At 68.9% G+C, this 22,592-nt stretch carries 24 protein-coding genes; 14 read left to right on the top strand and 10 right to left on the bottom strand.

Annotated elements, in window-relative coordinates:
- Positions 1-27: 27 nt before the first annotated feature.
- On the bottom strand, positions 28-1,329 hold the full coding sequence (locus tag AC1DVT_RS02555; RefSeq protein ID WP_477386253.1) for an ABC transporter substrate-binding protein: 1,302 nt from the start codon (positions 1,327-1,329) through the stop codon (positions 28-30).
- A gap of 114 nt (positions 1,330-1,443) precedes the next feature.
- Positions 1,444-2,469 (bottom strand): LacI family DNA-binding transcriptional regulator, encoded by a 1,026-nt coding sequence (locus AC1DVT_RS02550; RefSeq protein WP_477386251.1) that lies wholly within the window; start codon positions 2,467-2,469, stop codon positions 1,444-1,446.
- 269 nt (positions 2,470-2,738) lie between these two features.
- Between AC1DVT_RS02550 and AC1DVT_RS02545 the strand changes: the two genes are divergently transcribed.
- Positions 2,739-3,011 carry a hypothetical protein gene (locus AC1DVT_RS02545; protein WP_477386249.1) on the top strand — a complete coding sequence of 91 codons (273 nt, stop codon included), beginning with the start codon at positions 2,739-2,741 and terminating at the stop codon, positions 3,009-3,011.
- Positions 3,012-3,102: 91 nt separating this feature from the next.
- Here the strand turns inward: AC1DVT_RS02545 and AC1DVT_RS02540 are convergent, their stop codons facing one another.
- Together AC1DVT_RS02540 and AC1DVT_RS02535 are read right to left on the bottom strand one after the other, a co-directional pair.
- The gene (locus AC1DVT_RS02540; protein WP_477386247.1) at positions 3,103-3,594 is read right to left on the bottom strand and encodes a hypothetical protein; all 492 of its coding nucleotides are present in this window, start codon (positions 3,592-3,594) and stop codon (positions 3,103-3,105) included.
- Between the two features lie 97 nt (positions 3,595-3,691).
- Positions 3,692-3,991: a GNAT family N-acetyltransferase gene (locus AC1DVT_RS02535; RefSeq protein ID WP_457098951.1), complete on the bottom strand. Its 300-nt coding sequence runs from the start codon at positions 3,989-3,991 to the stop codon at positions 3,692-3,694.
- Between the two features lie 484 nt (positions 3,992-4,475).
- On the opposite strand from AC1DVT_RS02535, the gene AC1DVT_RS02530 reads away from it, so the two are divergent.
- The 7 genes from AC1DVT_RS02530 (at position 4,476) to AC1DVT_RS02500 (ending at position 9,520) form a co-directional block, all read left to right on the top strand.
- The gene (locus tag AC1DVT_RS02530; RefSeq protein WP_457098950.1) at positions 4,476-5,222 is read left to right on the top strand and encodes a winged helix-turn-helix domain-containing protein; all 747 of its coding nucleotides are present in this window, start codon (positions 4,476-4,478) and stop codon (positions 5,220-5,222) included.
- A gap of 162 nt (positions 5,223-5,384) precedes the next feature.
- Positions 5,385-6,356 carry a DNA-3-methyladenine glycosylase family protein gene (locus tag AC1DVT_RS02525; RefSeq protein ID WP_477386267.1) on the top strand — a complete coding sequence of 324 codons (972 nt, stop codon included), beginning with the start codon at positions 5,385-5,387 and terminating at the stop codon, positions 6,354-6,356.
- 105 nt (positions 6,357-6,461) lie between these two features.
- Entirely contained in the window at positions 6,462-6,878 is a 417-nt protein-coding gene (locus AC1DVT_RS02520; RefSeq protein WP_457098949.1) for a VOC family protein, read from the top strand.
- A gap of 29 nt (positions 6,879-6,907) precedes the next feature.
- Positions 6,908-7,183: a hypothetical protein gene (locus AC1DVT_RS02515; protein ID WP_457098948.1), complete on the top strand. Its 276-nt coding sequence runs from the start codon at positions 6,908-6,910 to the stop codon at positions 7,181-7,183.
- Positions 7,184-7,250: 67 nt separating this feature from the next.
- Positions 7,251-7,436, top strand: coding sequence for a DUF1918 domain-containing protein (locus tag AC1DVT_RS02510; protein WP_457098947.1), 186 nt, complete (start codon positions 7,251-7,253; stop codon positions 7,434-7,436).
- A 328-nt stretch (positions 7,437-7,764) separates the two neighbouring features.
- The gene (locus tag AC1DVT_RS02505; protein WP_477386244.1) at positions 7,765-8,733 is read left to right on the top strand and encodes a DMT family transporter; all 969 of its coding nucleotides are present in this window, start codon (positions 7,765-7,767) and stop codon (positions 8,731-8,733) included.
- Between the two features lie 37 nt (positions 8,734-8,770).
- Positions 8,771-9,520 (top strand): SDR family oxidoreductase, encoded by a 750-nt coding sequence (locus AC1DVT_RS02500; RefSeq protein ID WP_477386242.1) that lies wholly within the window; start codon positions 8,771-8,773, stop codon positions 9,518-9,520.
- A gap of 34 nt (positions 9,521-9,554) precedes the next feature.
- On the opposite strand, the gene AC1DVT_RS02495 is transcribed toward AC1DVT_RS02500, so the two are convergent.
- Positions 9,555-10,400: an aldo/keto reductase gene (locus AC1DVT_RS02495; RefSeq protein ID WP_477386240.1), complete on the bottom strand. Its 846-nt coding sequence runs from the start codon at positions 10,398-10,400 to the stop codon at positions 9,555-9,557.
- Between the two features lie 9 nt (positions 10,401-10,409).
- On the bottom strand, positions 10,410-11,231 hold the full coding sequence (locus tag AC1DVT_RS02490; RefSeq protein ID WP_477386238.1) for a Cof-type HAD-IIB family hydrolase: 822 nt from the start codon (positions 11,229-11,231) through the stop codon (positions 10,410-10,412).
- 82 nt (positions 11,232-11,313) lie between these two features.
- Between AC1DVT_RS02490 and AC1DVT_RS02485 the strand changes: the two genes are divergently transcribed.
- The gene (locus tag AC1DVT_RS02485; RefSeq protein WP_477386236.1) at positions 11,314-11,502 is read left to right on the top strand and encodes a PaaI family thioesterase; all 189 of its coding nucleotides are present in this window, start codon (positions 11,314-11,316) and stop codon (positions 11,500-11,502) included.
- A gap of 78 nt (positions 11,503-11,580) precedes the next feature.
- Positions 11,581-13,050 carry a cardiolipin synthase gene (gene cls / locus AC1DVT_RS02480; protein ID WP_457098941.1) on the top strand — a complete coding sequence of 490 codons (1,470 nt, stop codon included), beginning with the start codon at positions 11,581-11,583 and terminating at the stop codon, positions 13,048-13,050.
- Between the two features lie 23 nt (positions 13,051-13,073).
- Here cls and AC1DVT_RS02475 read toward each other — a convergent pair whose 3' ends face one another.
- From AC1DVT_RS02475 to AC1DVT_RS02465, 3 genes are all read right to left on the bottom strand, one after another.
- On the bottom strand, positions 13,074-13,820 hold the full coding sequence (locus AC1DVT_RS02475) for a patatin-like phospholipase family protein (protein ID WP_457098940.1): 747 nt from the start codon (positions 13,818-13,820) through the stop codon (positions 13,074-13,076).
- Positions 13,821-13,974: 154 nt separating this feature from the next.
- Positions 13,975-16,014, bottom strand: coding sequence for a hypothetical protein (locus AC1DVT_RS02470; RefSeq protein ID WP_477386234.1), 2,040 nt, complete (start codon positions 16,012-16,014; stop codon positions 13,975-13,977).
- A 102-nt stretch (positions 16,015-16,116) separates the two neighbouring features.
- Positions 16,117-17,589 carry an MFS transporter gene (locus tag AC1DVT_RS02465; protein WP_477386232.1) on the bottom strand — a complete coding sequence of 491 codons (1,473 nt, stop codon included), beginning with the start codon at positions 17,587-17,589 and terminating at the stop codon, positions 16,117-16,119.
- A gap of 127 nt (positions 17,590-17,716) precedes the next feature.
- Between AC1DVT_RS02465 and AC1DVT_RS02460 the strand changes: the two genes are divergently transcribed.
- Positions 17,717-18,310 (top strand): TetR/AcrR family transcriptional regulator, encoded by a 594-nt coding sequence (locus tag AC1DVT_RS02460; protein ID WP_457098937.1) that lies wholly within the window; start codon positions 17,717-17,719, stop codon positions 18,308-18,310.
- Here the strand turns inward: AC1DVT_RS02460 and AC1DVT_RS02455 are convergent, their stop codons facing one another.
- Positions 18,311-18,982: a nuclear transport factor 2 family protein gene (locus tag AC1DVT_RS02455; protein ID WP_477386230.1), complete on the bottom strand. Its 672-nt coding sequence runs from the start codon at positions 18,980-18,982 to the stop codon at positions 18,311-18,313.
- Between the two features lie 154 nt (positions 18,983-19,136).
- On the opposite strand from AC1DVT_RS02455, the gene AC1DVT_RS02450 reads away from it, so the two are divergent.
- From AC1DVT_RS02450 to pgi, 3 genes are all read left to right on the top strand, one after another.
- The gene (locus tag AC1DVT_RS02450) at positions 19,137-19,445 is read left to right on the top strand and encodes a hypothetical protein (protein WP_457098935.1); all 309 of its coding nucleotides are present in this window, start codon (positions 19,137-19,139) and stop codon (positions 19,443-19,445) included.
- Positions 19,446-19,846: 401 nt separating this feature from the next.
- Positions 19,847-20,752, top strand: coding sequence for an aggregation-promoting factor C-terminal-like domain-containing protein (locus AC1DVT_RS02445; RefSeq protein ID WP_477386228.1), 906 nt, complete (start codon positions 19,847-19,849; stop codon positions 20,750-20,752).
- A 57-nt stretch (positions 20,753-20,809) separates the two neighbouring features.
- A complete protein-coding gene (gene pgi / locus AC1DVT_RS02440; protein ID WP_477386226.1) occupies positions 20,810-22,492 on the top strand; it encodes a glucose-6-phosphate isomerase in 1,683 nt (560 codons plus the stop codon).
- Positions 22,493-22,592: the final 100 nt, after the last annotated feature.

Here is a 22,592-nt window from a genome sequence, read left to right as displayed (position 1 = left end):
GCGCGTGACGCCGCCCCCGCGTCTCGGTCAGCGGAAGTCCGCTGTTCCTTCTTCGTACTCTTTGCCGAGGTTGGCGTTCGTCGTCTTGGCGTCCTGCGTGCCGGTCACGAGACCCTGCAGCTCACGGACGATGACGTCGTAGAAGCCCGCCGCCGGCCAGTCGGGGTAGAACGAGAGACCGTCGTTGTCGAGGACACCGTTGAACGTGGCGATGAGCTCCTGGCTCTTCGGGTCGGTGATGTCGGCGGGGTCAGCGGCGACGGGGACGCCGCCGTTGTTGCCGATGATCGCCTGGATCTCGGGGCGCATCGTGATGTCGATGAACTTGTAGGCGAGCTCCTTGTTCTTGGCGTTCTCCGGAACGACCCACAGGTTGCCCGACGACCCGAGCGAGAGCTTCGAGTCGGGGAAGGCCTGAAGCGTCCAGTCGAAGCCGGCCTGCTCGACGAAGCGTCCGAACCACCATGAGCCCGACACGAAGATCGGAGCGGTGCCGTTGATGAACGAGACACCCGCGTCCTCGGCCTTGACCGACGAGACGTCCGAGGCGATGTAGCCCTTGTCGACGTATTCCTTGATGGTGTCGGTCGCGTAGGTGAGCTCGTCGCCCTGCCAGTCGACCGGGTTCTCGTAGAGCTGGTAGTCGTTGACGAACTGGCGGTCGGCCTTCGACAGCGCGAGCTGGTACCAGAGCTGGCCAAGGGGGTACTCGGCGCCGGCCTCGGCGAGCGGCGTGATGCCCTTGGCGACGAACGCGTCCATCACGGCGAGGAGCTCGTCGTACGTCGTCGGGATCTCGAGACCCGCTGCGGCGAAGGCATCCTTGTTGTAGTACACGCCGACGAACTCGCCGTAGTTGGGAACGCCGTACCAGGTGTCGCCGCCCATGACACCGTCTTCGGTGTACTTAGCGGTCGTCTGGAGCGAAGGCGCGAGCTTGTCGGCCCAGCCGTACTCGTCGACCGCGTCGGAGATATCGGCGATCAGGCCGGTGCTCGCGAGGAAGCCGGCGGTCGCATTGCCCTTGTTGAACTCCATGAGGTCGGGGGCTGCGTCCGAGTCGAGCACCTGGCTCGCGGTCTTCTGGATCTGCTCGAACGACTTCTGCTCGAACTCGACCTTCGCGCCGGTCTCCTTTTCGAAGACCTTGATGGCCTCGTCCCAGGCCTTGGCCATCGCGCTGTCGGCACCTTCGTAGTGCCAGAGCTTCAGGGTGTCCCCGCTCTCGGCGGAGTCGCCCGAGCCTGAGCATGCGGACAGCGCCAGCGCGGCGACGGCGAGTGAGCCGGCGACCGCGAGGGCCCTCCTGGTTGCGGTGTTGCGTGCCATCTTCGGCATTCCTTTCTTGGTTCCCCGTAGGGCGGGAGTGGGTGGTGCGGGTGGGTATGTCGGCGCTTCGACGTGCTGGTGCGCCAGCGGGTTCGGCGGGAAGCGGATGCCGGATCAGGCGCCGTCGAGCGCGCCGGGTGGAGCGATCGAGTGCCTGTCGACGTACGTCGGCGGGATCAGATGAAGCCCCGGTGCAGGCGGATCGTCAGTGAGGCTGCGCATGGCGAGCTCGACGGCCAGGTCGCACGACGAGGCCGGGATCAGCGGGATCACATCGAGCGCGACGGCCAGGTCCTTGGTGTCGAACGAAGCCGCCAAAGACACGACCGAGACGTCCCCCGGTACCGAGAGACCGCGCCCGGCGAGCTCGGACAGCACGACGTCATGCACGTCTTCGGCTGCATGCACGGCGAGTGCCGTGGCGCCGCCATCGAGCAGCTCGGCCACCGCACGGCGGGTCGCGCCCCGGCTCGTGTCGTGGTGACCGGTCGTGCGGAAGTCGCAGCGGATGCCGAGCTCCGCCGCGCGCGCTTCGAAAGCACGGCGCACACGCGGGGGGAAGTTCGACTTCTCGTACGCGACCTGGGGCTGACCGATCAGAGCGATCGATCGGTGGCCGGCATCGGCGAGGCGATCGACGGCGAGGACCGCCGCGGAATCGAAGTCGAGGTCGACGCAGATCAGGCCTTCGTGGTCATCGGGCACGCCGATGAAGATGGTCGGAGTGTCGATCGCCCGCGAGAGCGCGACACGCTCGTCGTCGGGCGCGACGTCGAGCACCAGGATCGCGTCGACGAGACCGCTCGATGCGACGCGGCCCATGCCCGCCGACGCCTGCTCGTCGGTGAGCAGCAGGATGTCGTAATCATTGCGGCGCGCAGCGACGGCGGTGGCGAGGACGAACGCCATGTGCGTCGGTGCGTGCGTGTCTTTCCGCAGCGGCTCGGTGAGAGCGAAGATGTGCGTGCGGCTGCCGGCGAGCATCCGGGCGCCCGCGTTCGGGCTGTAGCCGAGCTCGAGCACCGCAGCCTGAATGCGCTTGCGGGTGCTGGGGGCCACCGGGCGTTTGCCGCTCAATGCGTAGGACACCGTGCTGATCGAGACGCCGGCGGCTTTCGCCACCTCGTTGATCTTGACCATGCGGACTCCGTTGTGCGTGCGGTCGAGCGCCGCCTTCGCGGGCGATGCGTTCGAAAACTGTAGGTCGAAGCGCTTCGCGGAAGCGCTTCGACATCACCATACACACATCCCTGCGGCGAGCGCAACTAATTTCTCCGAGCCCACAACAAATCGGATCCTGGGGGTCGCATTCCGGTCGATCATCGCGGGCCGAATCCTGCCACCGCGCGCGGCCGCGCAATGTCGGAGCCCCGGCCTACGTTGGCTTCATCGGAACCTTTGGAGGAGTCATGCTGTCGATCGTCCACACCGCAGAAGCGCTGTTCCGTCACGAAACCGCTCAGCGCGATCGCGACCTGATGCTGCGCGCACGCATCCGGGAACGCCAGGCCGCCCTGCAGGAGCTGAAGTCAATCCAGCCTCACGCGCTCCGGCCCGCGGCTGCCGCCGTGCCGCGCATCGTCGGCGTCCCACGCCCCATCACGCTGCCTTCGAGCAGGCGGCACGCCGCCACGTGGGCGCGGCCGATCGGTGCGGCGACGCAGCACCGGGCGGCCGCCTGACCGCGTCTTCGATCAGGCGGTCAACGTGCCGACGCGCGACCTCGCCTTCGCGCGCCGGCACGGCCTATTCGGGTGGGTGACGACGACGACGTCAGTCGTCACCGCCCGAGATCTGTCGGGCGAGTTCGGCGATCTCGGCATCAGGGAGATCGATGCCGGATTGCTCCAGCCGCTGGCGCAGCACATCCTGGATCCGCTCCTGGGGCTGATCGCCGACGTCGGAGCGGGTCTGCACGACGATGCCTGACACCTTCTCCACCTGGGACGCATTGTTCTGCGACATCGCCGGCAGGCGCTGCTCCTGCTCCGTGCCGAGGGCGCCCTCCCACTGCGCCTCCCCCGCCGTCATCGTGTCACGACCGCCGTCCTGACCGTGGTGGTCGGAGCCCGCGATGGGGGCGCCGTCGATCACACCTACCCCGACGGCCACGTGACTCGGTTCGCCCTGGTCGCTCGGCACGGGGGCTTCCGCGCTCGCGGGCACAGCCGTGCCCTGAGGCTGGTCGGGAGCCTGCTCAGCCCGCGCCGCCTGTTCCTCTGGTTTCGTGCTCTGGTTCTCGGGCGTGCCCGGCATCTCGTCCATGGCTCGCTCCTCTCGTCTCCTCCAGCCTGACTCGATCACACCGGTCGAGGGATGGGGTTGACGATCTCCGCCGACCGGGGTAGGCCGTCCGGGCGGGTCAGGCCGAGCGACGCTTTGCGACGATCCCGGCGCGCTCCGGATGCGCGGCGAACCAATCGGCGACGTACCAGCAGACCGGAACCACCACCCGGTCCCCCGAACGCTCGAGCACAGCGACCGCGTGATCCACCAACTGTGCGGCGTAGCCGTGTCCGCGGAAGGCCGGCACCGTATAGGCCCGCGTCATCGCCACACTGCGTCCGTCGTCGCGGTAGTCCAGCACACTGAGCAGATCCGAGCCGCGGTGCAGCGTGTAGCGCGAGGCATCGGGCTCGTGGGCGTAGGTCAGCGGAGTCACCCCGACAGGGTACGCCCGCAGCGAGGGGGCTGGGCGGGCCTGGAACCCCGTATCGCCGTTGCCGGCATCCGGTATCACAGTCGCGGATTGAGCAACTTGTCACATTCCATGGTCGAAAGGCGGCGGCATCCGAGCGATTTGACGCATGGGGACCAACTCCRTCATAATCGGCTTCATGACTGACACCGCACGTTCATTGTCCGCCCGGGAGGCGAACAGGACTGCCGGCCGCATGATGGCCGGGCGCGTTGTCATGTGTTGTCGAATGTGCCGCTAGCACGGTGACCACCGCCGGACTCTTGCGCCGCTTCGGTTCCTGAGGTTCTCACAGGAACGCCGCGACGAGTCCCCGAGCAAGGTCTCTGCGTCGAACACGCAGAACACGATGCTCGCACCCTGGCCCACACCCTCGGGCCGTGAATCGCAACACAACTGAACCCGGTATCTGAACGCCGGATTCGCCCCTCCCCAAGGACTCACTCCAATGTCGACCACCGCCCTCCTCGACCGCCCGTCCGCCAGCACGTCGGTCCGCCACCTCCACGCTGTCACAGAGCCCGTGCAGACCGTTCCCGCGGCTCCCGCGTCCGAACAGCCTGCTCCGGCCCAGCGCCACCTTCCTCCTGGTACCGCGCCGCGCGGGTTCGCCCTCTACGTCGGCATCGACGAGGCCAAGGCCGCCGCCTCCGGTGTCAGCCTCGGTGTGCTCGTCGAGGCGCTGCGGCGCACCCTCGGCGAACTCGCCCCTGGCGCCGAGACCTACGCGACCGTGGCGCTCGCACCGGTCGGCGCCGGTGGACGCGACGTCGACGTCGTCCGCCTCGCCCTGCACGAGCCGTCCGCGGTGGCCCGCACCAAGCAGGAAGAGCCCGAAGACGAGGACCGCGCGCCCGGCGGGGTCGTCGTCGACATCTCGCGCAAGCGCGTGCTCATCGACGGCGAGTCGGCTGCCTTCACGTTCAAGGAGTTCGAACTTCTGCAGTACCTCGTGCTTCGCGAGGGCCGCACGATCGAGCGCACCGAACTCGTCTCGTCCCTCTGGCAGGGTGTCACCGACGACGAGTCGCCCGGCGAGCGCACCATCGACGTCCACGTGCGTCGCCTGCGCGCCAAGCTCGGCCGCTACGAGGACATCGTCCGCACCGTCCGCGGTGTCGGCTACCGGTTCGACCGGCACGCCGACGTCGTCATCCGGTACGGCCACGGCACTCCTTCGCCCGACCGCTTCTAGGTCATCCGCTTTCCACTCGGCCAGCTGAGGACTTTCCGCCAGCCCGACATCGGCCATTCCGGCCGATGTCAGCCGGCGGCGTAGGGTGAGCGCATGACCACCTCGCTCACCCGGATTACGGCCGCGCCGGCCGGGATCGACGAGGAGATCGAGTCCGTACGGATGCCGCGGCTCGGCGCCGTGGGCGACCCCGCCGCACACCCGCTCGGCGTTGATGGCCGGCCGCTCGAGACCGAGTACCGGCCGGCTCACCCGCTCGACCTGCGTCGCACCGTGCTGTTCCAGCGTCGCGGAGCGGGCGACCCCACCATGACCGTCGACGGCGCCGTGATCTGGCGCGCCAGTCGCACTCCGGACGGCATCGCGACCTTGGCGCTGCGCGAGACGAGCGCCGGTGTGGTGCGAGGCGCTGCCTGGGGACCCGGCGCAGCCTGGGCGCTCACGCAGCTGCCCGCCCTGTGCGGCGACGGCGATGACCTTTCGGGTTTCGACGCGACGCGGCATCCGCTCATCGCCGACGCCCACCGCCGGACTCCCGGCCTGCGGCTCGGTCGCACCGACCTCGTCTTCGATGCGCTCGCGAGCGCGATCTTCGAGCAGAAGGTGACCGGGATGCAGGCGTTCGGAGCCTGGCGTCGGATCATCGCCTGGCACGGCGAGCGCGCCCCGGGTCCGACTCCGCGGCCGATGTTCGCGCCACCGTCGATCGACGGCTGGCGTGCGATTCCGTCCTGGGCGTGGCATCGGGCAGGCCTCGAACCGCCGCAGGCGCGCACCGTCGTCGAGGCCGCCCGACGCGGCGAATCCATCGTGCGTGCGGTCACCGCCGCCGGCACCGGCGATGGGCGCGAGCGCATCCTGACGAGCCTGCGCGGGGTGGGGCCGTGGACGAGCGCCGAGGCGAGGATCCGCGCGTTCGGCGATCCTGACGCCGTGAGCGTCGGCGACTTCCACCTCGCGCATGAGGTGGGCTTCGCGCTGACGGGGCGACGCGTCGACGACGACGGGATGCTGGAGCTCCTGGCGCCGTGGACGGGCCACCGTCAGCGGGTCATTCGCCTGATCGGCACGAGCGGCGCGCGGGAGCCCCGGCGCGGACCCCGGCTGCATCCTGAGGATCACCGCGCCCGCTGACATCTCTCCTCCAGGTGCCTGCTTGTGAATGTCGGAGGCCCGGACGACACTGGGACGCGCCACGGGCCCGGACGCGGCATCCATCCACCCACGCAGGAGACGACAATGCCCAGCCTCAACCCGTACCTCTCGTTCAAGAACCAGACGCGCAGCGCGATGGAGTTCTATCAGGGTGTTTTCGGCGGCGATCTTACGGTCTCGACGTTCGGCGACTTCCCTGGGATGACCCAGGATCCGGCCGAGAACGACCTGGTGATGCACTCGCAGCTGACCACGCCCGACGGCTTCGTGCTGATGGCCTCTGATACGCCCACGGGCATGACCTACTCCACACCRGCGGGCATCTCGGTGTCGGTGAGCGGCGATGACGAGGCGCAGCTCCAGAAGTACTGGGACGCACTGGCCGCCGCAGGCTCCGTCGCGATGCCGTTCGAGACCCCGCCCTGGGGTGGCAAGTTCGGAATGGTCACCGACCAGTTCGGCATCGACTGGATGATCGCCTACAGTCCCGCGCAGGAGTAGCGCGACGGCGGACGGCCTAGGCTGGCGCCATGAGCGACTCGCGGTATGACGGGGCACCTTCCGGACCGACCGACGACGGTTCCGGTCGGCCGAGCACGGGGTGGCCGAAGGGCCGCGTGCAATGGCTGATCGGCACGATCGTCCTGTTCGGCGGCGGCGCACTGCTCGGCCACCTGCTCGGGAGCATCCTGCTGGGCCTGATCATCGCGTTCATCGTGTCGATCGGGTGGCTGATGGCGTACGAATCCTGGCGGGGCAAGACGCCCGACCTCTACGACAAGGACGACGACGGCGCTCGCCTCTGACCGCCGACACCGAGGCCGTTCCGCCAGGCCCCCGGTCGTCGTATCGTGGCGCCTGGAGGTGAGCGGCATGCACGCAATCGTGGGCGATCGCGTCGTGATCCATGGACACGCGGTCGGAGTGCCGGAGCGAGCCGGCGAGGTCATCGAAGTACGCGGCGAGGGGGATCACGCCCTGCTCGTCGTCCGCTACGACGACGGGCACCAGGCGATCCTGTCACCCGGATCGGACTGCGAGATCCGGCACGCGTCCTGAGCCGGGGCGGGGCCGAGGTAAGCGACCCGGGCCCGTAGGGCGGGGCACCCGCCCGAGAAACCACATTCCGGCCGAGACTCGCCGCCAGGCATGACTTCTCGACGGCCATCTGGTTTCTCGACGGCCATGTGGTTCTCGACGTGTCCCCTCTGGATCCGGCGCGCAGACGTTCTGCCAGGGCCATTGAACTTCGTGTTCACATGAGCGGTTCACCCACGCGAAGGGCTCATGTGAACCCGAAGTTCAACGAGCGTGACAGAGGCGCCCACGAACCCATGACCCGCGGACGCCGACGGCCACGCCCGGCGCGCGCCTAGACTGATCGCTCGTGTCCCACCGCGCGCTGCCGCTCTCGGCGATCGGTCTGTCCGTCGTCCTGTGGTCGTTCGCATACGTGCTGTCCGGCTGGGCGCTTCAGACCGGCTCCCCCGCTGTGCTCTCGGTCGCGCGCTTCGCGATCGCGCTCCTGGTGCTCATCCCCCTCGCCGTGCGTCGCCCTGCATTCGCGCGCACCCTCCGCGAGCCCCGGACGATCCTCCTCGGCCTCACCGGCGTCACGCTCTACTACTCATTCGCGAATCTCGGGCTGCTCTTCACCTCCCCCGGCACCGCAGCCCTCGTCGTCTCGCTCCTGCCCGTGCTCACCGCCATCGCCGCGGTGGTGATGATCCGCGAGCGGCTGACCGGACGCACCATCCTGGGGCTCGTCCTCGCGACGCTCGGAGTGGCGCTGGTCGCGGCATCCGGATTCCGGCTCGATTTCGGGGTGCTGCTGAACGTCGTCGCGCTCGCGTCCTACGCGATCTACACGGTGCTGCTGCGCCGCGACGCGGGACGAGCGGATGCCCCGGACGCCCTCGTGCTGGCGACGGCGACGGGGGTGTGGGGCACGGTGCTGATGCTCCCCTGGCTCGGCTGGGAGCTCGTCACCGGGACCGCCGCGATCCCGACCGATGCGCGTGGGCTGCTGAGCATCCTCGCGCTCGCGCTCCTCGTCACAGCGCCGACGCTGGTGCTCTTCAACTACGGCGCCGAGCGCGTGCCCGCGGCGATCTCKGGCGTGGCGACGGCCGCGATCCCGGCGCTCGGCTACGGGTTCGCGCTGCTGCTCGGCGAGCCCCTCGACCCGGTCAAGGCGATCGGCGGCGGCATCGCGCTGGTCGGGGTGCTGATCGCGACGCTGAGCCAGCCCGATGTCGAGCCGAGTCCGCCAGGGTCGGCGCTGCGTGAACCGTCCGACCTCGCGGAGGCGGGCGAGCGCCAGAGGGTCGCGCCCCGGGACGAAGCGGACGCGTGATCGGGCGCCGTCATCTGAGAACGAAGGAGACCGAAGCATGAAGATCGCCGTCGCCGGAGGAACCGGCCAAGCGGGCAGCCAGGCAGTGATCGCCGCCCGGGAGAGTGGCCACGAGGTCGTCGTGCTGGCCCGATCGAAGGGCGTCGACCTGGTCACCGGGAAGGGCGCTGCGGCGGCGCTGGAAGGCGTCGACGCGGTGATCGACGCTTCGGGTGTGAGCGACGACGCCGACCCCATCGGATTCCACGCCGACGTCGCCCGGACACTTCACGCTGCAGAGAAGAGCGCAGGAGTGCGCCACCACGTCGTCCTCTCGATCGTGGGCGCCGCCCGCGCCGCGGAGTACCCGCTTTACGCCGCGAAAGTCGCGCAGGAGCGCGCGGCCGAGGCCAGCGGCATCCCGTTCACGATCGTGCGATCGACGCAGTTCCATGAGTTCGCCGGCCAAGTGTGGCGGTTCGGCAAGCGCGGTCCGGCGCACTTCGCGCCGCGCGGACGCACGCAGCCCGTCGCGGCGCGCGAGGTGGGTGCGCGGCTTACCGCGGCGGCCATCGCGATGCCGGCCGGCCGGACTATCGAGTTCGCCGGGCCTCGCGAAGAGTCGCTGGCCGGCATGGTGAAGGCCTGGGCGAGCGCGAGCGGCGCCGGCGGGTGGGTCATTCCCCTGAATCTGCCTGGTGCGATCGGGCACGCGATGCGCGACGGCTCGCTTCTGCCTGGAACGGATGCCGAGCTCGGCGCGCAGACCTTCGCGGAGTGGATCGCGGCCCTGGCCAAAGCCCGCTGAGCTCGCCGCTGCGCAGGCCGCGGCATCCTGTCAGCTACATCTCCTCGTGGGTGTCGGGGTCGCCGTCCCAGAGGCGCCCGCGCTCGAGGCCGGAGATCGATGCCACCTCGGCGTCTGACAGCTCGAAGCCGAAGACGTCGGCGTTCTCGACCTGACGCTCGGGCGTCGCCGACTTCGGGATGGGCGTCGAGCCCAACTGGACGTGCCAGCGCAGCACCGCCTGGGTCGCGCTGACCCCGTGGGCGGCGGCGACGTCGTTCACGGCCTGCTCGGTGAACAGCTCGCTGCGGCGCGCGAGCGGGCTCCAGCTCTCGGTGCGGATGCCATTCGCGCGATGGAATTCGCGCAGCGCGCCCTGCGGGAAGTACGGGTGCAGCTCGACCTGGTTGACGGCGGGCGTGACTCCGGTCTCGCCGATCAGCCTGGTGAGCATCGCCTCGGTGAAGTTCGAGACGCCGATCGAGCCGACCAGCCCAGCCTCGCGCAGGGCGATCATCGCCTGCCAGGTCTCGACGTACTTGTCGACACTCGGGTTCGGCCAGTGGATGAGGTGCAGGTCGATACGCTCTAGCCCCAGAGCGGCGAGGGATGCCTCGGCACTGGCGAACGCGGCGTCGTAGCCGTGGTGGCGGCCCGGGATCTTCGTGGTGACCAGCAGCTCGTCGCGGGCCACGCCGAGCTCGTCGCCGGCACGCCGGACGGCCTCGCCGACCTCGCGCTCGTTCTCGTAGTTCACCGCGCTGTCGAGCAGTCGGTAGCCGGAGGAGATCGCGGCGACGATCGCGGAGACCCCGTCGTCGCCGCGCAGGTTGTAGGTGCCGAGACCGAGTTCGGGGAAGTCGGTGCCGTCGTTCAGTGCGATGGTGGGGATCGTGGGCATGAATTCAATCTAGCCAGCGAGCCTGCCCTCCAGCAGTGCCCGAATGGTCGTGATCACGCCTTCGTCGACATTCGACGGGGCACGGAAACGCGCACGGGCGAGCACATCGGGGTGCGCGTTCGCCATCGCGAACGAGTAGTGGGCGGCGTCGAGCAGTTCGAGGTCGTTGAGGTAGTCGCCGAAGGCCATCGTCTGCGCGGCGGTGATCCCGAGCGCGGCCTGCACCTGCGCCAGGGCGATGCCCTTGTTGACGCCCTGATTCATCACATCGATCCAGTGGTGCCCCGACACGACGACCTGGTGGGTCGCCGTCAGATCGGCGAGGTGCGGAGCGGTCGCCTCCGCCGGGCCGAAGTCGTACACGGCCAGCTTGAGCACTTGATCGTCCACGGCGAGCAGATCGTCCACCACCTCGAGCCGCGCGTAGTAGCGCTGGGCCTCGGTGTGGAACGCGGCATCCGTCCGCTCGATGTAGGCGGAGCGCTTTCCGCAGACGACGACACCCAGGTCGCTCCCGTCCGCACCGAGTGACCTCAGGCGACGGATGACGGATGCCGTGAACCCGGCGTCCATCGCGTCGGAGCTGATCTCGTCTTCGCCGCGCACCACGAAGCCGCCGTTCTCGGCGATGAAGACCATGTCGTCGCTGTCCGGGAACGACCGCTGGAGCGTCGCGAGCTGCCGGCCGCTGGACGGCACGAAGCGGATCCCGCGTGTGCGGAGCTGGTCGAGCAGCGGCCAGAGGGCACCCGGGATGCGGCCGTTGCCGTCCAAGAGGGTGCCGTCCATGTCGACGGCGATGAGTCTGATGTCCGGAGCGGCAAGCGGCATAGGTGTGGAACCCCCTCCCCTCCAGCCTAGGGAGCCGCGCGCGGCGGGCCGATACCCTTGTGCGCGAGACGAGGAGACTGCCGTGACCGAACGCGAGCGCACTGTCCAGTGGGACGACGTGGCGCACAACAGCAATAGTCCGCTGACCGCCGTCGGCACCGTGACCAAGCCCGGCAGCAGGGTCGCCTTCGCCGAGGGCATCGTGACGGATGCCGCAGGCAAGGTCGTCGCGACGGCCTCGAGTTCGGTGCTGATCTTCCCGATCGGCTGACGCGAAGTCCGCTAGCCTGGGGCCGTTCGCGCCATCGTCTCTGGGGATCGTGGCGCCCGCCCCGACGATCGGATCTTCGTGAACGGTGTACTCGGCTCCAACCTCGCCTGGCTGCTGGGCCTCCTGATCCAAGTGGTGATCGTCATCGCGGCGCTGATCTACGTGCCGCGCCGACGCAAGCCGACCGCGGCGATGGCGTGGCTGCTGCTGATCGTGCTGTTCCCACTCTTCGGCATCCTGTTCTACCTCCTCATCGGCAACTTCCGGCTGCCGAAGAAGCGACGCGACGAACAGGCTCGCATCGACGGGATCATCCGCGAGACCGTGCGCGAGTCGGACCTCGAGATCATGGACGCCTCCTGGCCGCGCTGGTTCCAGCGGGTCGTGCAGCAGAACGAGGACCTCACCGGCCTGCCGGCGAGCCGCGGCAACGAGGCGACCCTCCTCGGCGACTACCAGGGTTCGATCGACGCGATGGCCGCCGAAATCGACACGGCGACCAGCTTCGTGCACGTGGAGTTCTTCATCGTGGGGTGGGACGACACCACCAGAGGATTCTTCTCCGCGATGGAGCGTGCGGTCGCGCGCGGCGTGAGCGTGCGTCTGCTCGCCGATCACATCTCGTCGGCGAAGGTCGCAAAGAGCAAGGAGACGTTCGCAGAACTCGACCGCATCGGCGTGAAGTGGGCCTGGATGCTGCCGGTGATGCCGTTCAAGGGCAAGTACCAGCGGCCCGACCTGCGCAACCACCGCAAGCTCGTCGTCGTCGACGGCCGCGTCGCGTTCATGGGATCGCAGAACCTGATCGCCCGGCACTACGACTCCGAGAAGAACATCAAGCGCGGCCTCATGTGGCAGGAGCTCATGACCCGCCTGACCGGCCCCGTCGTTGCCGGGGTGAACACGGTCTTCCTGTCGGATTGGCTCATCGAGACGGGCGAGCGCCTCACCGAGCACGTGCCCGCCCCGCAGGTAGCCCACTCCTCCTCGCCCGACGCGCTGCTGTGCCAGGTGGTGCCGAGCGGTCCCGGCTACCCCACCGAGAACAACCTCCGCCTGTTCCTGTCGCTCATCTACGGCGCCACCGAGAAGGTCATCCTGACGAGTCCCTACTTCGTGCCGGATGAGGCGATGGTCTACGCGATCACGACCGCGTGCCAGCGCGGTCTCGAAGTGCAGCTGTTCGTCTCCGAGATCGGCGACCAGGGGCTCGTGTACCACGCCCAGCGGTCGTACTACAGCGCCCTGCTCGAGGCCGGAGTGCGGATCTTCCTCTACCCGGCGCCGTACATCCTGCACGCGAAGCACTTCTCGATCGACGACGATATCGCCGTGATCGGGTCGAGCAACATGGACATCCGCTCGTTCAGCCTCAACATGGAGTCGTCGCTGCTCGTGCGTGGGTCTTCGTTCGTGCAGGGCATGCGCGAGGTCGAGCAGCACTACCGGGATGTGGGGCGCGAGCTCACGCTCGAGGAGTGGAACCGCGAACCCGCCAAGGCGACGTTCCTCGACGGGGTCGCCCGGCTCACCTCAGCGGTGAACTGAGGCCGCCACACCGGACGTTCGGGTCACATCCTCGGCATCCGCCCCACGGCATCGAGCGCAACCCGGGCCGCGCGCCTGCCCTCCTCGATGAGGTGCGGCACGTCGCCCATCGACCACTGCGCCAGGCCCTCCATCTCGGGCTGGATGAGGATGACGGACGGGTCCTCGTCGAGCTCGGCGGTGCTGGACACCACGCGCATCATGCGCACGTTCTCCCACTTGGCGTGCAGCCGCACCACGATGATCGTCGACGCGCCGAGCTGACGCGTCGCGGCGACCGGCACGTTGTCGACCATCCCGCCGTCCATCAGCACCCGTCCGTCACGACGGACCGGCGGCAGCAGGCCGGGTACGGCGATCGTCGCCCGCAGCGCGACATTGAGGGGACCCTCGTCGATCACGACGGCCTCGCGGGTGCGAAGGTCGGTCGCGACGGCCGCGAAGCGTCGAGGCAGCTCCTCGATGAGCGGATCTTCGCCCAGCACGCGGTGGATGGCATCGGTCAGCGCGCCGGAGTCCAGCAGCCCCAGCCTCGGGGTGAGCGACATCCGCGCGATCGAACTCCAGCGGAACGCGAGCGCGGCCCGCGCGATCGCTTCCAGCGGCACACCGGCCGCGTAGGCGGCGGCCACGAGCGCGCCGGAGCTCGTGCCCGTGGCGATACCGGGACGGATGCCCCGTTCCGCGAGCTCCTGCAGCACCCCCACGTGCGCGGCCCCGTAGGCCCCGCCGCCGCTGAGCGTCAGCCCCAGTGTGACGTCATCGCTCACGGTCGCCCTCTCACCCGATCACCCTAGCCACCGTGCCGCTCATTCGGGTGTGAGCCCTGCGCCCCCGGCGGCCCCGGTCAGGCGGTCGGGATGACGAACGTGCGGAACGAGGGGCACCGCGAGCCCTGCGTCGTGACGATCCAGCGCGCGTCGGTCATGCTTCGACGGTAATCCTTGCGCGAACGATGTTCCTGACTCGAGCATGCGGATCGGCCGGGTCGCCGCCGGCCTGCGCGGCGACCCGCACGGCGAGGAAGTGCGTGCCGGGAGCGGTGAACACCCGCTGTTCTTCGACGACCACGCGACCGGCCGGGGCGAGGTCGAACCTGCTGCCGAGTCCCTCGGTGCCGTCGGCATCCGTCTCCACCTCGAGGAGCTCGACAATCACTCCGTCGCCTGGGGCCTCGGCCTCGATGCGCAGCGTCACCGGCTCACCCGCACGCACGGTCGCGCTCGGTGCGCCGTTCACGGTGAGCGTGGCGACGGGCTGCACACCGCGCCGCGCAGCGGCGGTGGTCGGCACGAACACCTGTCCGTCGACGACCTCGTAGGCCGTGGTCGCCGAGGGCTCGATGCCGTCCTCGACCCAGGCCGCGAGCTGACGCAGAGCGACCTCGAGGGCGCCGACGTAGGCGACGCTGCGAGCTGGGAACTCCTGCGGGTCGTCGTCGCCGTGCAGGGCGTTGTCGATGTACCAGAGCCGGAAGTGGTCGCCGGATGCCTCGCCCAGGTGCTCCTCGACGCGCGAGCGGTACCAGTCGGCCTGCCACGGGAACGCCTCACGGTCCAGAAGGCAGGCGACGACGATCATCTTGCCGGTGATCCGGCCGGACGGCACCGTTCCGGAAGCGCCCTGGGTCATCAGCGGCCCGAGCAGCATCGCGCGCTGCGGCAGCGCGGGCGCACGATCGGCATCGCGGAACTGGTCCCAGACCGCGTACTCGGGGCCAGGCACCTGGTGTCGGTGGTAAGTCTGCGCGGCGAGGAAGCTCGAGTTGTCGAGCGCGACCTCATCGCCGACGGCGAGCGCGGCGAGGACCTCTTCCTGGCCGGGCTCGACGATCGCGAGGTCGCCCTCGACACCGGAGAGCCGGATCACAGCGCCTGCCACCGCACCGGACCGCACGGTCAACTGCGCGCCGAGGATCCACCCGTCCTGCGCCTCGGCGAGCCGCAGACCCGAGACGACCTGACCGGCCGACGCCGTGTGCAGGAACGACTCGTCGACGCCACCGGCGACGAGGTCCTCGCCGCGGGTCGCCGTCTCGGCGATCAGTTCGGCGACCGTCGTGCTGAGCTGGATGCGGTCGCGGTGCACCGATGCCGTCGGGTCGGCGCCCAGGTAGCCGTCGACGGTCCAGAAGTCGTCGGCGTAGGTCGGGTCCATGAACATCACGCCCGGGTAGAGCACGCTGAACGCGTGCATGCCCATGGTGCGCCACCCGAACCACGATCGCGGCGGGAAGCCCATGCGCGTGACCTCGTCGAGAGCATCGCGCTCCTCGGCGGTCAGCTCGAGCGCCGCAGGGTCTCCCCCGACGTCATAGGCCTCGACGATCGCCGGGAACTTGTCGCGGAGGATGCGCTGGGCATGCATGCGCACGCTGAAGACGTTCGGCATCGCCATCGGGCTGCCGGGGACGTAAGGCACGAAGCCGTCCCAGACGCCGTCGGTGTTCTCGGACGAACCGATCGTGCGGTACGCCCCGCCGCTGCCGCCGTAGAGGTAGCCGTAGGAGCGGTGCTCGTCGAAGACCGAGGCCGCGACCACCCGCGAGAAGCGCGCGGCGGCCGCACTCGCACGATAGGCGCCGATCGTCGGGTCGACGCCGGACATCGGGTTCGCGACATCCGGACCGCCGCCGTTGGTCTCGACGAAGTACGCGCCGCTGTCGACGGAGAAGGCGATCGGGTTGAACTCCCCGTGGTTCTCCTGCGCGAGGTTCTCGCTCTGCGGAACCGGGGTCACGTGCTGGAAGAAGCGACCCTGGTACGCCTCGGCCGCGGGGAAGTAGAACGAGAACCGGGTGTCGGTGCCGCGGAATCCGCCGTGGACGTAGCGGTGCACGGCGGGCGTTGCGCGCCACTCGTCGATGTCGACGTACGGCTCTCGGAACAGCTCGTCGTCGGAGTCGAGGCTCCAGGTCTCGTCCACGAGGGAGGTCTCTTGGGTGGCGGTCGGCTGCGCGTTCATGACGGCTCGCTCTCTGCAGGGATCGGGGTATGGGAGGGACGCTGGCGCGCCGGGGAGATGCCGGGGCCGGTCGCGTACGGACGCACGATCGGCCCCGGGCCGCTACTTGACGCCCTTGAGGGGGATGATCGCGACGGCGCCGAGCAGCACGAGGACGCCGGCGGCGACCCAGATGCCGATGTACCCCCCGGTGATGGCGACGACCGTGCCGGCGAGGATCGGGCCGAGCGCCTGACCGAGGTTCGAGCCGAGGCCGGCGACACCGAGGTCGCGGCCCGCGGCGCGCTGGTCGGGCAGGACGTCGATGAACAGGGCCTGGTCGACCGGGAGGTAGATGCCGAACGCGATACCGCCGACGATCGCCTGGATGAACAGGCCCGCGAGGGTGGGCATGAGGATCGGGATGAGCATCGAGACCGCCATGAGGACGGATGCCACGATCACGAACATGCGGCGCTTGCCGAGCTTGTCCGACAGCTTGCCTGCGACGAGCACGGCGAGGATCGTGACGGGGACGCCCGCGAGCATGAGGAGCGGCGCCATCGCGGTGGCCTCGGCCTGGCTGAGAGCGGGGTGCACGTAGCTCTGCAGCATGTAGAGGCTGAGGGCGGTCGAGACCGTGTAGCCGAACGTCAGCAGGATGCGGGCGACCCACACCCACCGGAAGTTGCGGTTTCGCAGGGCGATCGTGAACCCGACGAAGAACTGCTTCCAGTTGAACGGGGCGACCTCGAGGTCCTTCGAGGAGCGGTCGCGGGCGAAGATCACGAACATGACGCCGGAGAACGCGACGAACGCGGCGATGATGAAGTAGAAGTCCAGGCCGATCACAGCGAACAGCGCGCCGGCGAGCAGACCGCCCAGCAGACCGCCGAAGAAGTTGCCGAAGCCACCGAGAGCGGAGGCGACACCGCGCCGGTTCTCGGGCATCCGGTCGGCGACGGTCGTCGCCAGCGGTCCCGATGCCGTGTTGAGGATGGCCTGGGCGAGCATGAACACGATCGCGAGGACGGCGATCGACGGGGCGAAGCGCATCGCCACCAGCAGCACAGATCCGACGACGGTGCCGAAGAGGATCCACGGTGCGCGGCGGCCCCACTTCGTACGGGTCCGGTCGGCGAAGACGCCGACGATCGGCTGGATGAGCATCGTCAGGATCACGCCGATCGTGCTGATCATCGCGAGCGACTGGGCCCGAGCCGCGTTGAAGCCGCTGAGCAGCTCCAGCTGCTGCGCCTGCTCGGCCGTCGCCGTGGCGGTGCCGGCATCGATGGACTGCTGCAGCAAGGCGAGCTGCTGCAGGTCGACCCCGGCGTTCGCTCCGGTGAACCAGTTGCCCACCTCGAGCAGCTGTACGTGATTCGGGAGGAGAATGCCCGCGACCGCGCCCCAGACCGCGGTGATCGCGATCGTCAGGATCGTGTACCAGGTCAGGTAGGTCCGCGACGAGCGGCCCTTGATGTAGATCGAGGACGTCCCCGGCTCGCTCGGCTCGAGGACGACGTTGCGACTCGCCTTGTCGCCCTTAGGGTTCGGCCCTGCCGGGTTCGGCTCGGTGACCGTGGTGCTGCTCATGTGATTCCCATCGTCTGTGATGTCCGGCATCCGAACGGCCAGCAGTGGCGTTCTCTCGTGTCGATGAAAACAGCATGCCATGCGGGATTGGGTGCGCGCAAGCCCAAAACCGCATATCATGCGATTTATGGGAACCCGGGGTCCGTACGCGAAAGGCAAGGCGAAGCGCGCCGAGATCCTCGACGTCGCGCTCGAGGTCATCGCCCGCGACGGCTACACCAGTGCGACGGTGAAGCATCTGGCGGATGCCGTGGGCCTCAGCCAGAACGGACTGCTGCACTACTTCGGCTCGAAGGACGCGCTGTTCCTCGAGATCCTGAGGCACCGCGATGAGGTCGTCGCCGTGCAGGTGAACCCCGAGGCGCAGAACTTCGCCGACGATCTCGTCGAGCGGATCCTCCTCGCCGTCGACGAGGAAGTGTCCTCCCCCGGCATGGTGCAGCTCGCGCTGCGGGTTACCGGCGAGGCCACCGAACCCGACCATGTCGCGCACGAGTTCCTGCGGACGCGATACGAGGCGATCCGGTTGGTGATGAGCGACGCGCTCGTTCGCATGCAGGCTGACGGCCGAGTCGCTGCCGACGTCGACCCGGTCGCCGTCTCGGCATTGCTCTTCGCGGGCTGGGACGGCCTGCAGATCCAACGGGGCTACGACCCGTCGATCGACATCCGCTCGCACATGATCTATCTCGTGCGGGCGCTCGGCATCGCGCCGCAATGATTAGGCGCTGCGCAGGATCTGCGTCTTCGCGATCGCGGCATCCCGGGCATCATGCAGCGCCGACCGCCTCGGATCGCCCAGGTAAGCATCCATCGCGTCCTGATCGCGGAACTCGATGATCTGCACTTCCGTCGGATCGTCCGTGCCCTGAGCGAGAATGCGATCGCGGGCGACCACCCGACCGGCGTGGTCGCTCAGGAGGGCGAGGACCGAATCCTCGTAGTGATGGAGATCCTGCTCGCGCCCTTCGCGGGCCCACAGCAGGACGCACAATCGAAGCGCCCGACTTCTCGCCTCCCGGTCCTCGAACTGGTCAGGGAGCGCGGTTCCCTGGTGGAACCGGATCTCCGGAGCGCCGGAGGTCGTGTCCCAGATCGAGGAGTGCCGGCTGTCGCCGGCAGACGTGCGGATGCGGTAGGTGACCAGCACCACGCCGGGCGCGACCTCTAGGTACTGCCAGTCGTCCGTCGCGGGAAGCGGGTGATCCTCCTCAGTGCGCAGAGCTTCGAGAATCGCCTCTCGGGTCCAGCGACGTCCCGATCGTCCGATCTCGACGAAGTCGGCGTGCAGCAGCTCTTCTAGCCGCGCGCCTTCTCGCCGCACCTCGGGGCTCAGAATGGCGATCTCTGCGGCCATGATTGCGGCGTATCGGTTGCCATCGGTTCGCCACATGTCTCGACGATAGGGGATCGGCGTACCGCGGGATCAGACACCCGAACCTGGGTGAATCCGATGAATCTGTCCGATCACACGCGACCTGTTCCCACCGAGGTCAGCGGCCGAGAACGAAGAGCGAGCCCGCACGGCCTGACCTACACTCGTCCAGATGAGTCCGTTCCTCCCCGGCGCCCGCGGCACGCAGCCCTGCCCCAACTGCGGCGCCCAGGTCGTGCAATCCGACCGGTACCCCGAATACCTGTGCGGCGAATGCGAGGCTCGCGCAGTAGATGCGGACGGCGCACGCGTGACCGGATCGAACGCGTCGTTCAGCGGCGGGTTCGTGTTGCACTGGCCGGACGGCGAGCACGAACCGCTGCCCTGCATCTCGGCGCGGGTGTGGGTCGATGGACGCGAGTGGGACTATTCCGAGGCGCATTTCGGCGGGGTGCTGATCACGCCCGCGCGGGAGCGCTGACCCGGCCCGAACCTGGGTGAACCCGATGAACCGGCAAAGAATCACGAAAAGATAACGCCAAGGTCTTCCCTTCCGTTACCTGGTCGTTATAGAGTTCAAGCACGGTAGTTGTTTTGCTGTGGCAGCTATCGCATGTGATTGCAGGACACTCTTGGTGCAAGGGACAAGGGCCGGTCGGGAGCCTCTCCGACCGGCCCTTACTCTTGCCCGCGCACCTGCTCCAATGCAAAATCCGAGCCTCTGATCAGCCATTTTCGCAAAGGCCCTTCCCACGGACCTTCCAGGTAACGCCTGGGACTTGTCCAGATTGGCCTTGCAGACTCGGGACTTCGTGCCCGACCCGAAGGGCGCACGCCAGCGCACGTCGCCGGTGCCGCAGACCACGAAGGCTATTCCTCCGCATGCGCTCCACCCGTCCGTTCCGCTCTGCCCGCAGCACTCTCCACCGTCGCACGATCGCAACATCCGCCGTCGCCGTCGGCGCCGTCATCGGAATGGCCGCGCTGACCGGCCTGACGAGCGCCGCTGCCTCTGCGAACGTCCGGTCACCCGAGACCGGTGCCGTCGCCTCCACCGCCCTGGCGTCGCGACTGGCCGCCTCGACCGCCGAACCCGCAACCCTGCGCACCATCGAGGCCGACGCGCAGTCGGCCCTGGACGCCGCGGAGGTCGCGGTCGCGGCAGCGAGCACCGTCACCGCTGACATCGCGGCATCCGGACTCGACGTCGGCGTCGTGACCACGACGGTGGACACCGCGGCGCTCCGGGAGCAGATGGACCGCCTGGCTGGCATGGACACGCTGCCGGTCCTGTTCCTGCCTGCCGTGACGGACCAGGCCACCGAAGAGACGTTGCGCGTGACGGCGAAGACCTCGAGTCTGCGTGAGCTGCTCGATGCCGCCCAGGCGAAGAGGGCCGCCGAAGAGGCTGCCGCCCAGGCCCAGCGCGACGCCGAGGCGGCTGCCGCAGCTGCTGCCGCTGCCGCAGCGGCCGCGAACACCCCGGAGGGCGCCAAAGCTGTCGCGCAGCAGATCGCCGCAGCCGAGTACGGCTGGGGCTCCGACCAGTTCTCCTGCCTCGTGTCGCTCTGGAACCGCGAGTCCGGCTGGAACTACCAGGCCTACAACTCCGGCAGCGGTGCCACCGGCATCCCTCAGTCGCTGCCCGGCAGCAAGATGGCAAGCGCCGGCGCCGACTGGCAGACCAATGCGGCGACCCAGATCCGCTGGGGCCTGGGGTACATCCGCGGATCCTACGGAACCCCCTGCGCCGCCTGGGGCCACTCGAACGCCACCGGCTGGTACTGATCCCGGCCGGGTGACATCGAAGGGACACCCCGGGTCCGGCGCGCTAGCGTGGAACCCGTGAGTGCACCCATCGATGCCGCCRCCACTTCCGCCTGGGCCGAGCTCGACGCCCACCGGTCCGCCTTCGCCCCCGACCTGCGGGCGTGGTTCGCGCAGGACCCCGACCGAGCCAGGCGACTGACCCTCACGGTCGGCGACCTGCACGTCGACCTGTCGAAGAACCTCGTCACCGACGAGATCCTCGGCTCCCTCGTGCGGCTTGCGGAGCAGACCGGCGTCGCCGACCGCTACGCGGCGATGCTCGCCGGCGAGCACATCAACACCACCGAGGACCGCGCCGTGCTGCACACCGCGCTGCGCCGGCCGCCGGGAGCCACTCCAGCGCTCGTCGTCGACGGGCAGCAGATCGACGATGACGTGCAGGCGGTGCTCGCCGCGGCGGACGCCTTCGCCGAACGCGTCCGCTCCGGCGACTGGCGGGGCATCACCGGCAAGCAGGTCACCCACGTCGTCAACATCGGCATCGGGGGCTCCGACCTCGGCCCGGCGATGATCTTCGAAGCCCTGAAGCCCTACGCGGATGCCGGGATCCAGGCCCGCTTCGTCTCCAACATCGACCCCGCCGACATCGCCCTGAAGACCGCGGACCTCGACCCGGAGACGACCCTCTTCATCGTCGCGTCCAAGACCTTCACCACGCTCGAGACGCTCACCAACGCCCGCCTCGCTCGTGACTGGCTCTGGGCTGGGCTCGAAGGCGTCGGTGCGATCGCGGCGGACGAGTCAGCACGGACGGATGCCGTGGCCCACCACTTCGTCGCGGTCTCGACCGCTCTCGACAAGGTCGCCGCCTTCGGCATCGACCCGTCGAACGCGTTCGGGTTCTGGGACTGGGTCGGCGGACGCTACTCCGTCGACTCGGCGATCGGGCTGTCGCTGGTGATCGCGCTCGGTCCMGACGCGTTCCGCGAGCTGCTCGCCGGCTTCCACGCCGTCGACGAGCACGTGCGCACGACCCCGCTGGCCCAGAACGTGCCGGTTGTGATGGGTCTGCTCAACGTCTGGTACACGAACTTCCTCGGCGCGCAGACCCACGCCGTGCTCCCCTACGCCCAGCAGCTGCACCGCTTCGCCGCGTACCTGCAGCAGCTCACGATGGAGTCCAACGGCAAGTCGGTGCGCTGGGACGGCACGCCGGTCACCACCGGCACCGGCGAGATCTTCTGGGGCGAGCCCGGGACGAACGGCCAGCACGCGTTCTACCAGCTCATCCACCAGGGCACCCAGCTGATCCCGGCCGACTTCATCGCCTTCGCGAACCCGGCCTTCCCGCTGGCCGCAGAAGGCCGCGACGTGCATGGCCTGTTCCTGGCGAACTTCCTTGCGCAGACCAAGGCCCTCGCGTTCGGCAAGACCGCTGCCGAGGTGGAGGCCGAGGGCACGACCGGCCCCCTCGTCGCCGCCCGCACGTTCGCCGGCAACCGCCCGACCACCTCGATCTTCGCCCCCGCGCTCACCCCTCGGGTGCTCGGTGAGCTCATCGCCCTCTACGAGCACATCACCTTCACGCAGGGCGTGATCTGGGGCATCAACTCGTTCGACCAATGGGGTGTCGAGCTCGGCAAGCAGCTCGCCCTGCAGATCGCGCCGGCGCTCGAAGGCGACACCGCGGCTTTCGACGCGCAGGATGCCTCGACCCAGGCTCTGCTGGAGTACTACGCCGCGCACCGCACGCACTGACGGACCGGTCGTCTTCGCCGGTCGCCGTGGGTCGGCCCAAATCGCGAGACCACCGACTACGCGCGAATCCACCGAGATCGGCGCGCAGAACTCGGTGGGC

The sequence above is a fragment of the Microbacterium sp. P2_F9 genome (assembly GCF_056403635.1).
Note: the sequence above shows the minus strand (reverse complement) of the source record. Positions and strands in the feature narration are given on the sequence as shown.

Bases quoted from the DNA above. Each gene is read 5' to 3' on its own strand.
- AC1DVT_RS02500 (WP_477386242.1), top strand. From the start codon at position 8,771: ATGAAGATCGCCGTCGCCGGAGGAACCGGCCAAGCGGGCAGCCAGGCA.
- AC1DVT_RS02540 (WP_477386247.1), bottom strand. From the start codon at position 3,594: ATGGACGAGATGCCGGGCACGCCCGAGAACCAGAGCACGAAACCAGAG.
- AC1DVT_RS02490 (WP_477386238.1), bottom strand. From the start codon at position 11,231: ATGCCGCTTGCCGCTCCGGACATCAGACTCATCGCCGTCGACATGGAC.
- AC1DVT_RS02450 (WP_457098935.1), top strand. From the start codon at position 19,137: ATGAGTCCGTTCCTCCCCGGCGCCCGCGGCACGCAGCCCTGCCCCAAC.
- AC1DVT_RS02530 (WP_457098950.1), top strand. From the start codon at position 4,476: ATGTCGACCACCGCCCTCCTCGACCGCCCGTCCGCCAGCACGTCGGTC.
- AC1DVT_RS02460 (WP_457098937.1), top strand. From the start codon at position 17,717: ATGGGAACCCGGGGTCCGTACGCGAAAGGCAAGGCGAAGCGCGCCGAG.
- AC1DVT_RS02555 (WP_477386253.1), bottom strand. From the start codon at position 1,329: ATGGCACGCAACACCGCAACCAGGAGGGCCCTCGCGGTCGCCGGCTCA.
- AC1DVT_RS02470 (WP_477386234.1), bottom strand. From the start codon at position 16,014: ATGAACGCGCAGCCGACCGCCACCCAAGAGACCTCCCTCGTGGACGAG.
- AC1DVT_RS02495 (WP_477386240.1), bottom strand. From the start codon at position 10,400: ATGCCCACGATCCCCACCATCGCACTGAACGACGGCACCGACTTCCCC.
- AC1DVT_RS02445 (WP_477386228.1), top strand. From the start codon at position 19,847: ATGCGCTCCACCCGTCCGTTCCGCTCTGCCCGCAGCACTCTCCACCGT.
- AC1DVT_RS02455 (WP_477386230.1), bottom strand. From the start codon at position 18,982: ATGTGGCGAACCGATGGCAACCGATACGCCGCAATCATGGCCGCAGAG.
- AC1DVT_RS02510 (WP_457098947.1), top strand. From the start codon at position 7,251: ATGCACGCAATCGTGGGCGATCGCGTCGTGATCCATGGACACGCGGTC.
- AC1DVT_RS02550 (WP_477386251.1), bottom strand. From the start codon at position 2,469: ATGGTCAAGATCAACGAGGTGGCGAAAGCCGCCGGCGTCTCGATCAGC.
- AC1DVT_RS02465 (WP_477386232.1), bottom strand. From the start codon at position 17,589: ATGAGCAGCACCACGGTCACCGAGCCGAACCCGGCAGGGCCGAACCCT.
- AC1DVT_RS02525 (WP_477386267.1), top strand. From the start codon at position 5,385: ATGCCGCGGCTCGGCGCCGTGGGCGACCCCGCCGCACACCCGCTCGGC.
- AC1DVT_RS02515 (WP_457098948.1), top strand. From the start codon at position 6,908: ATGAGCGACTCGCGGTATGACGGGGCACCTTCCGGACCGACCGACGAC.
- AC1DVT_RS02545 (WP_477386249.1), top strand. From the start codon at position 2,739: ATGCTGTCGATCGTCCACACCGCAGAAGCGCTGTTCCGTCACGAAACC.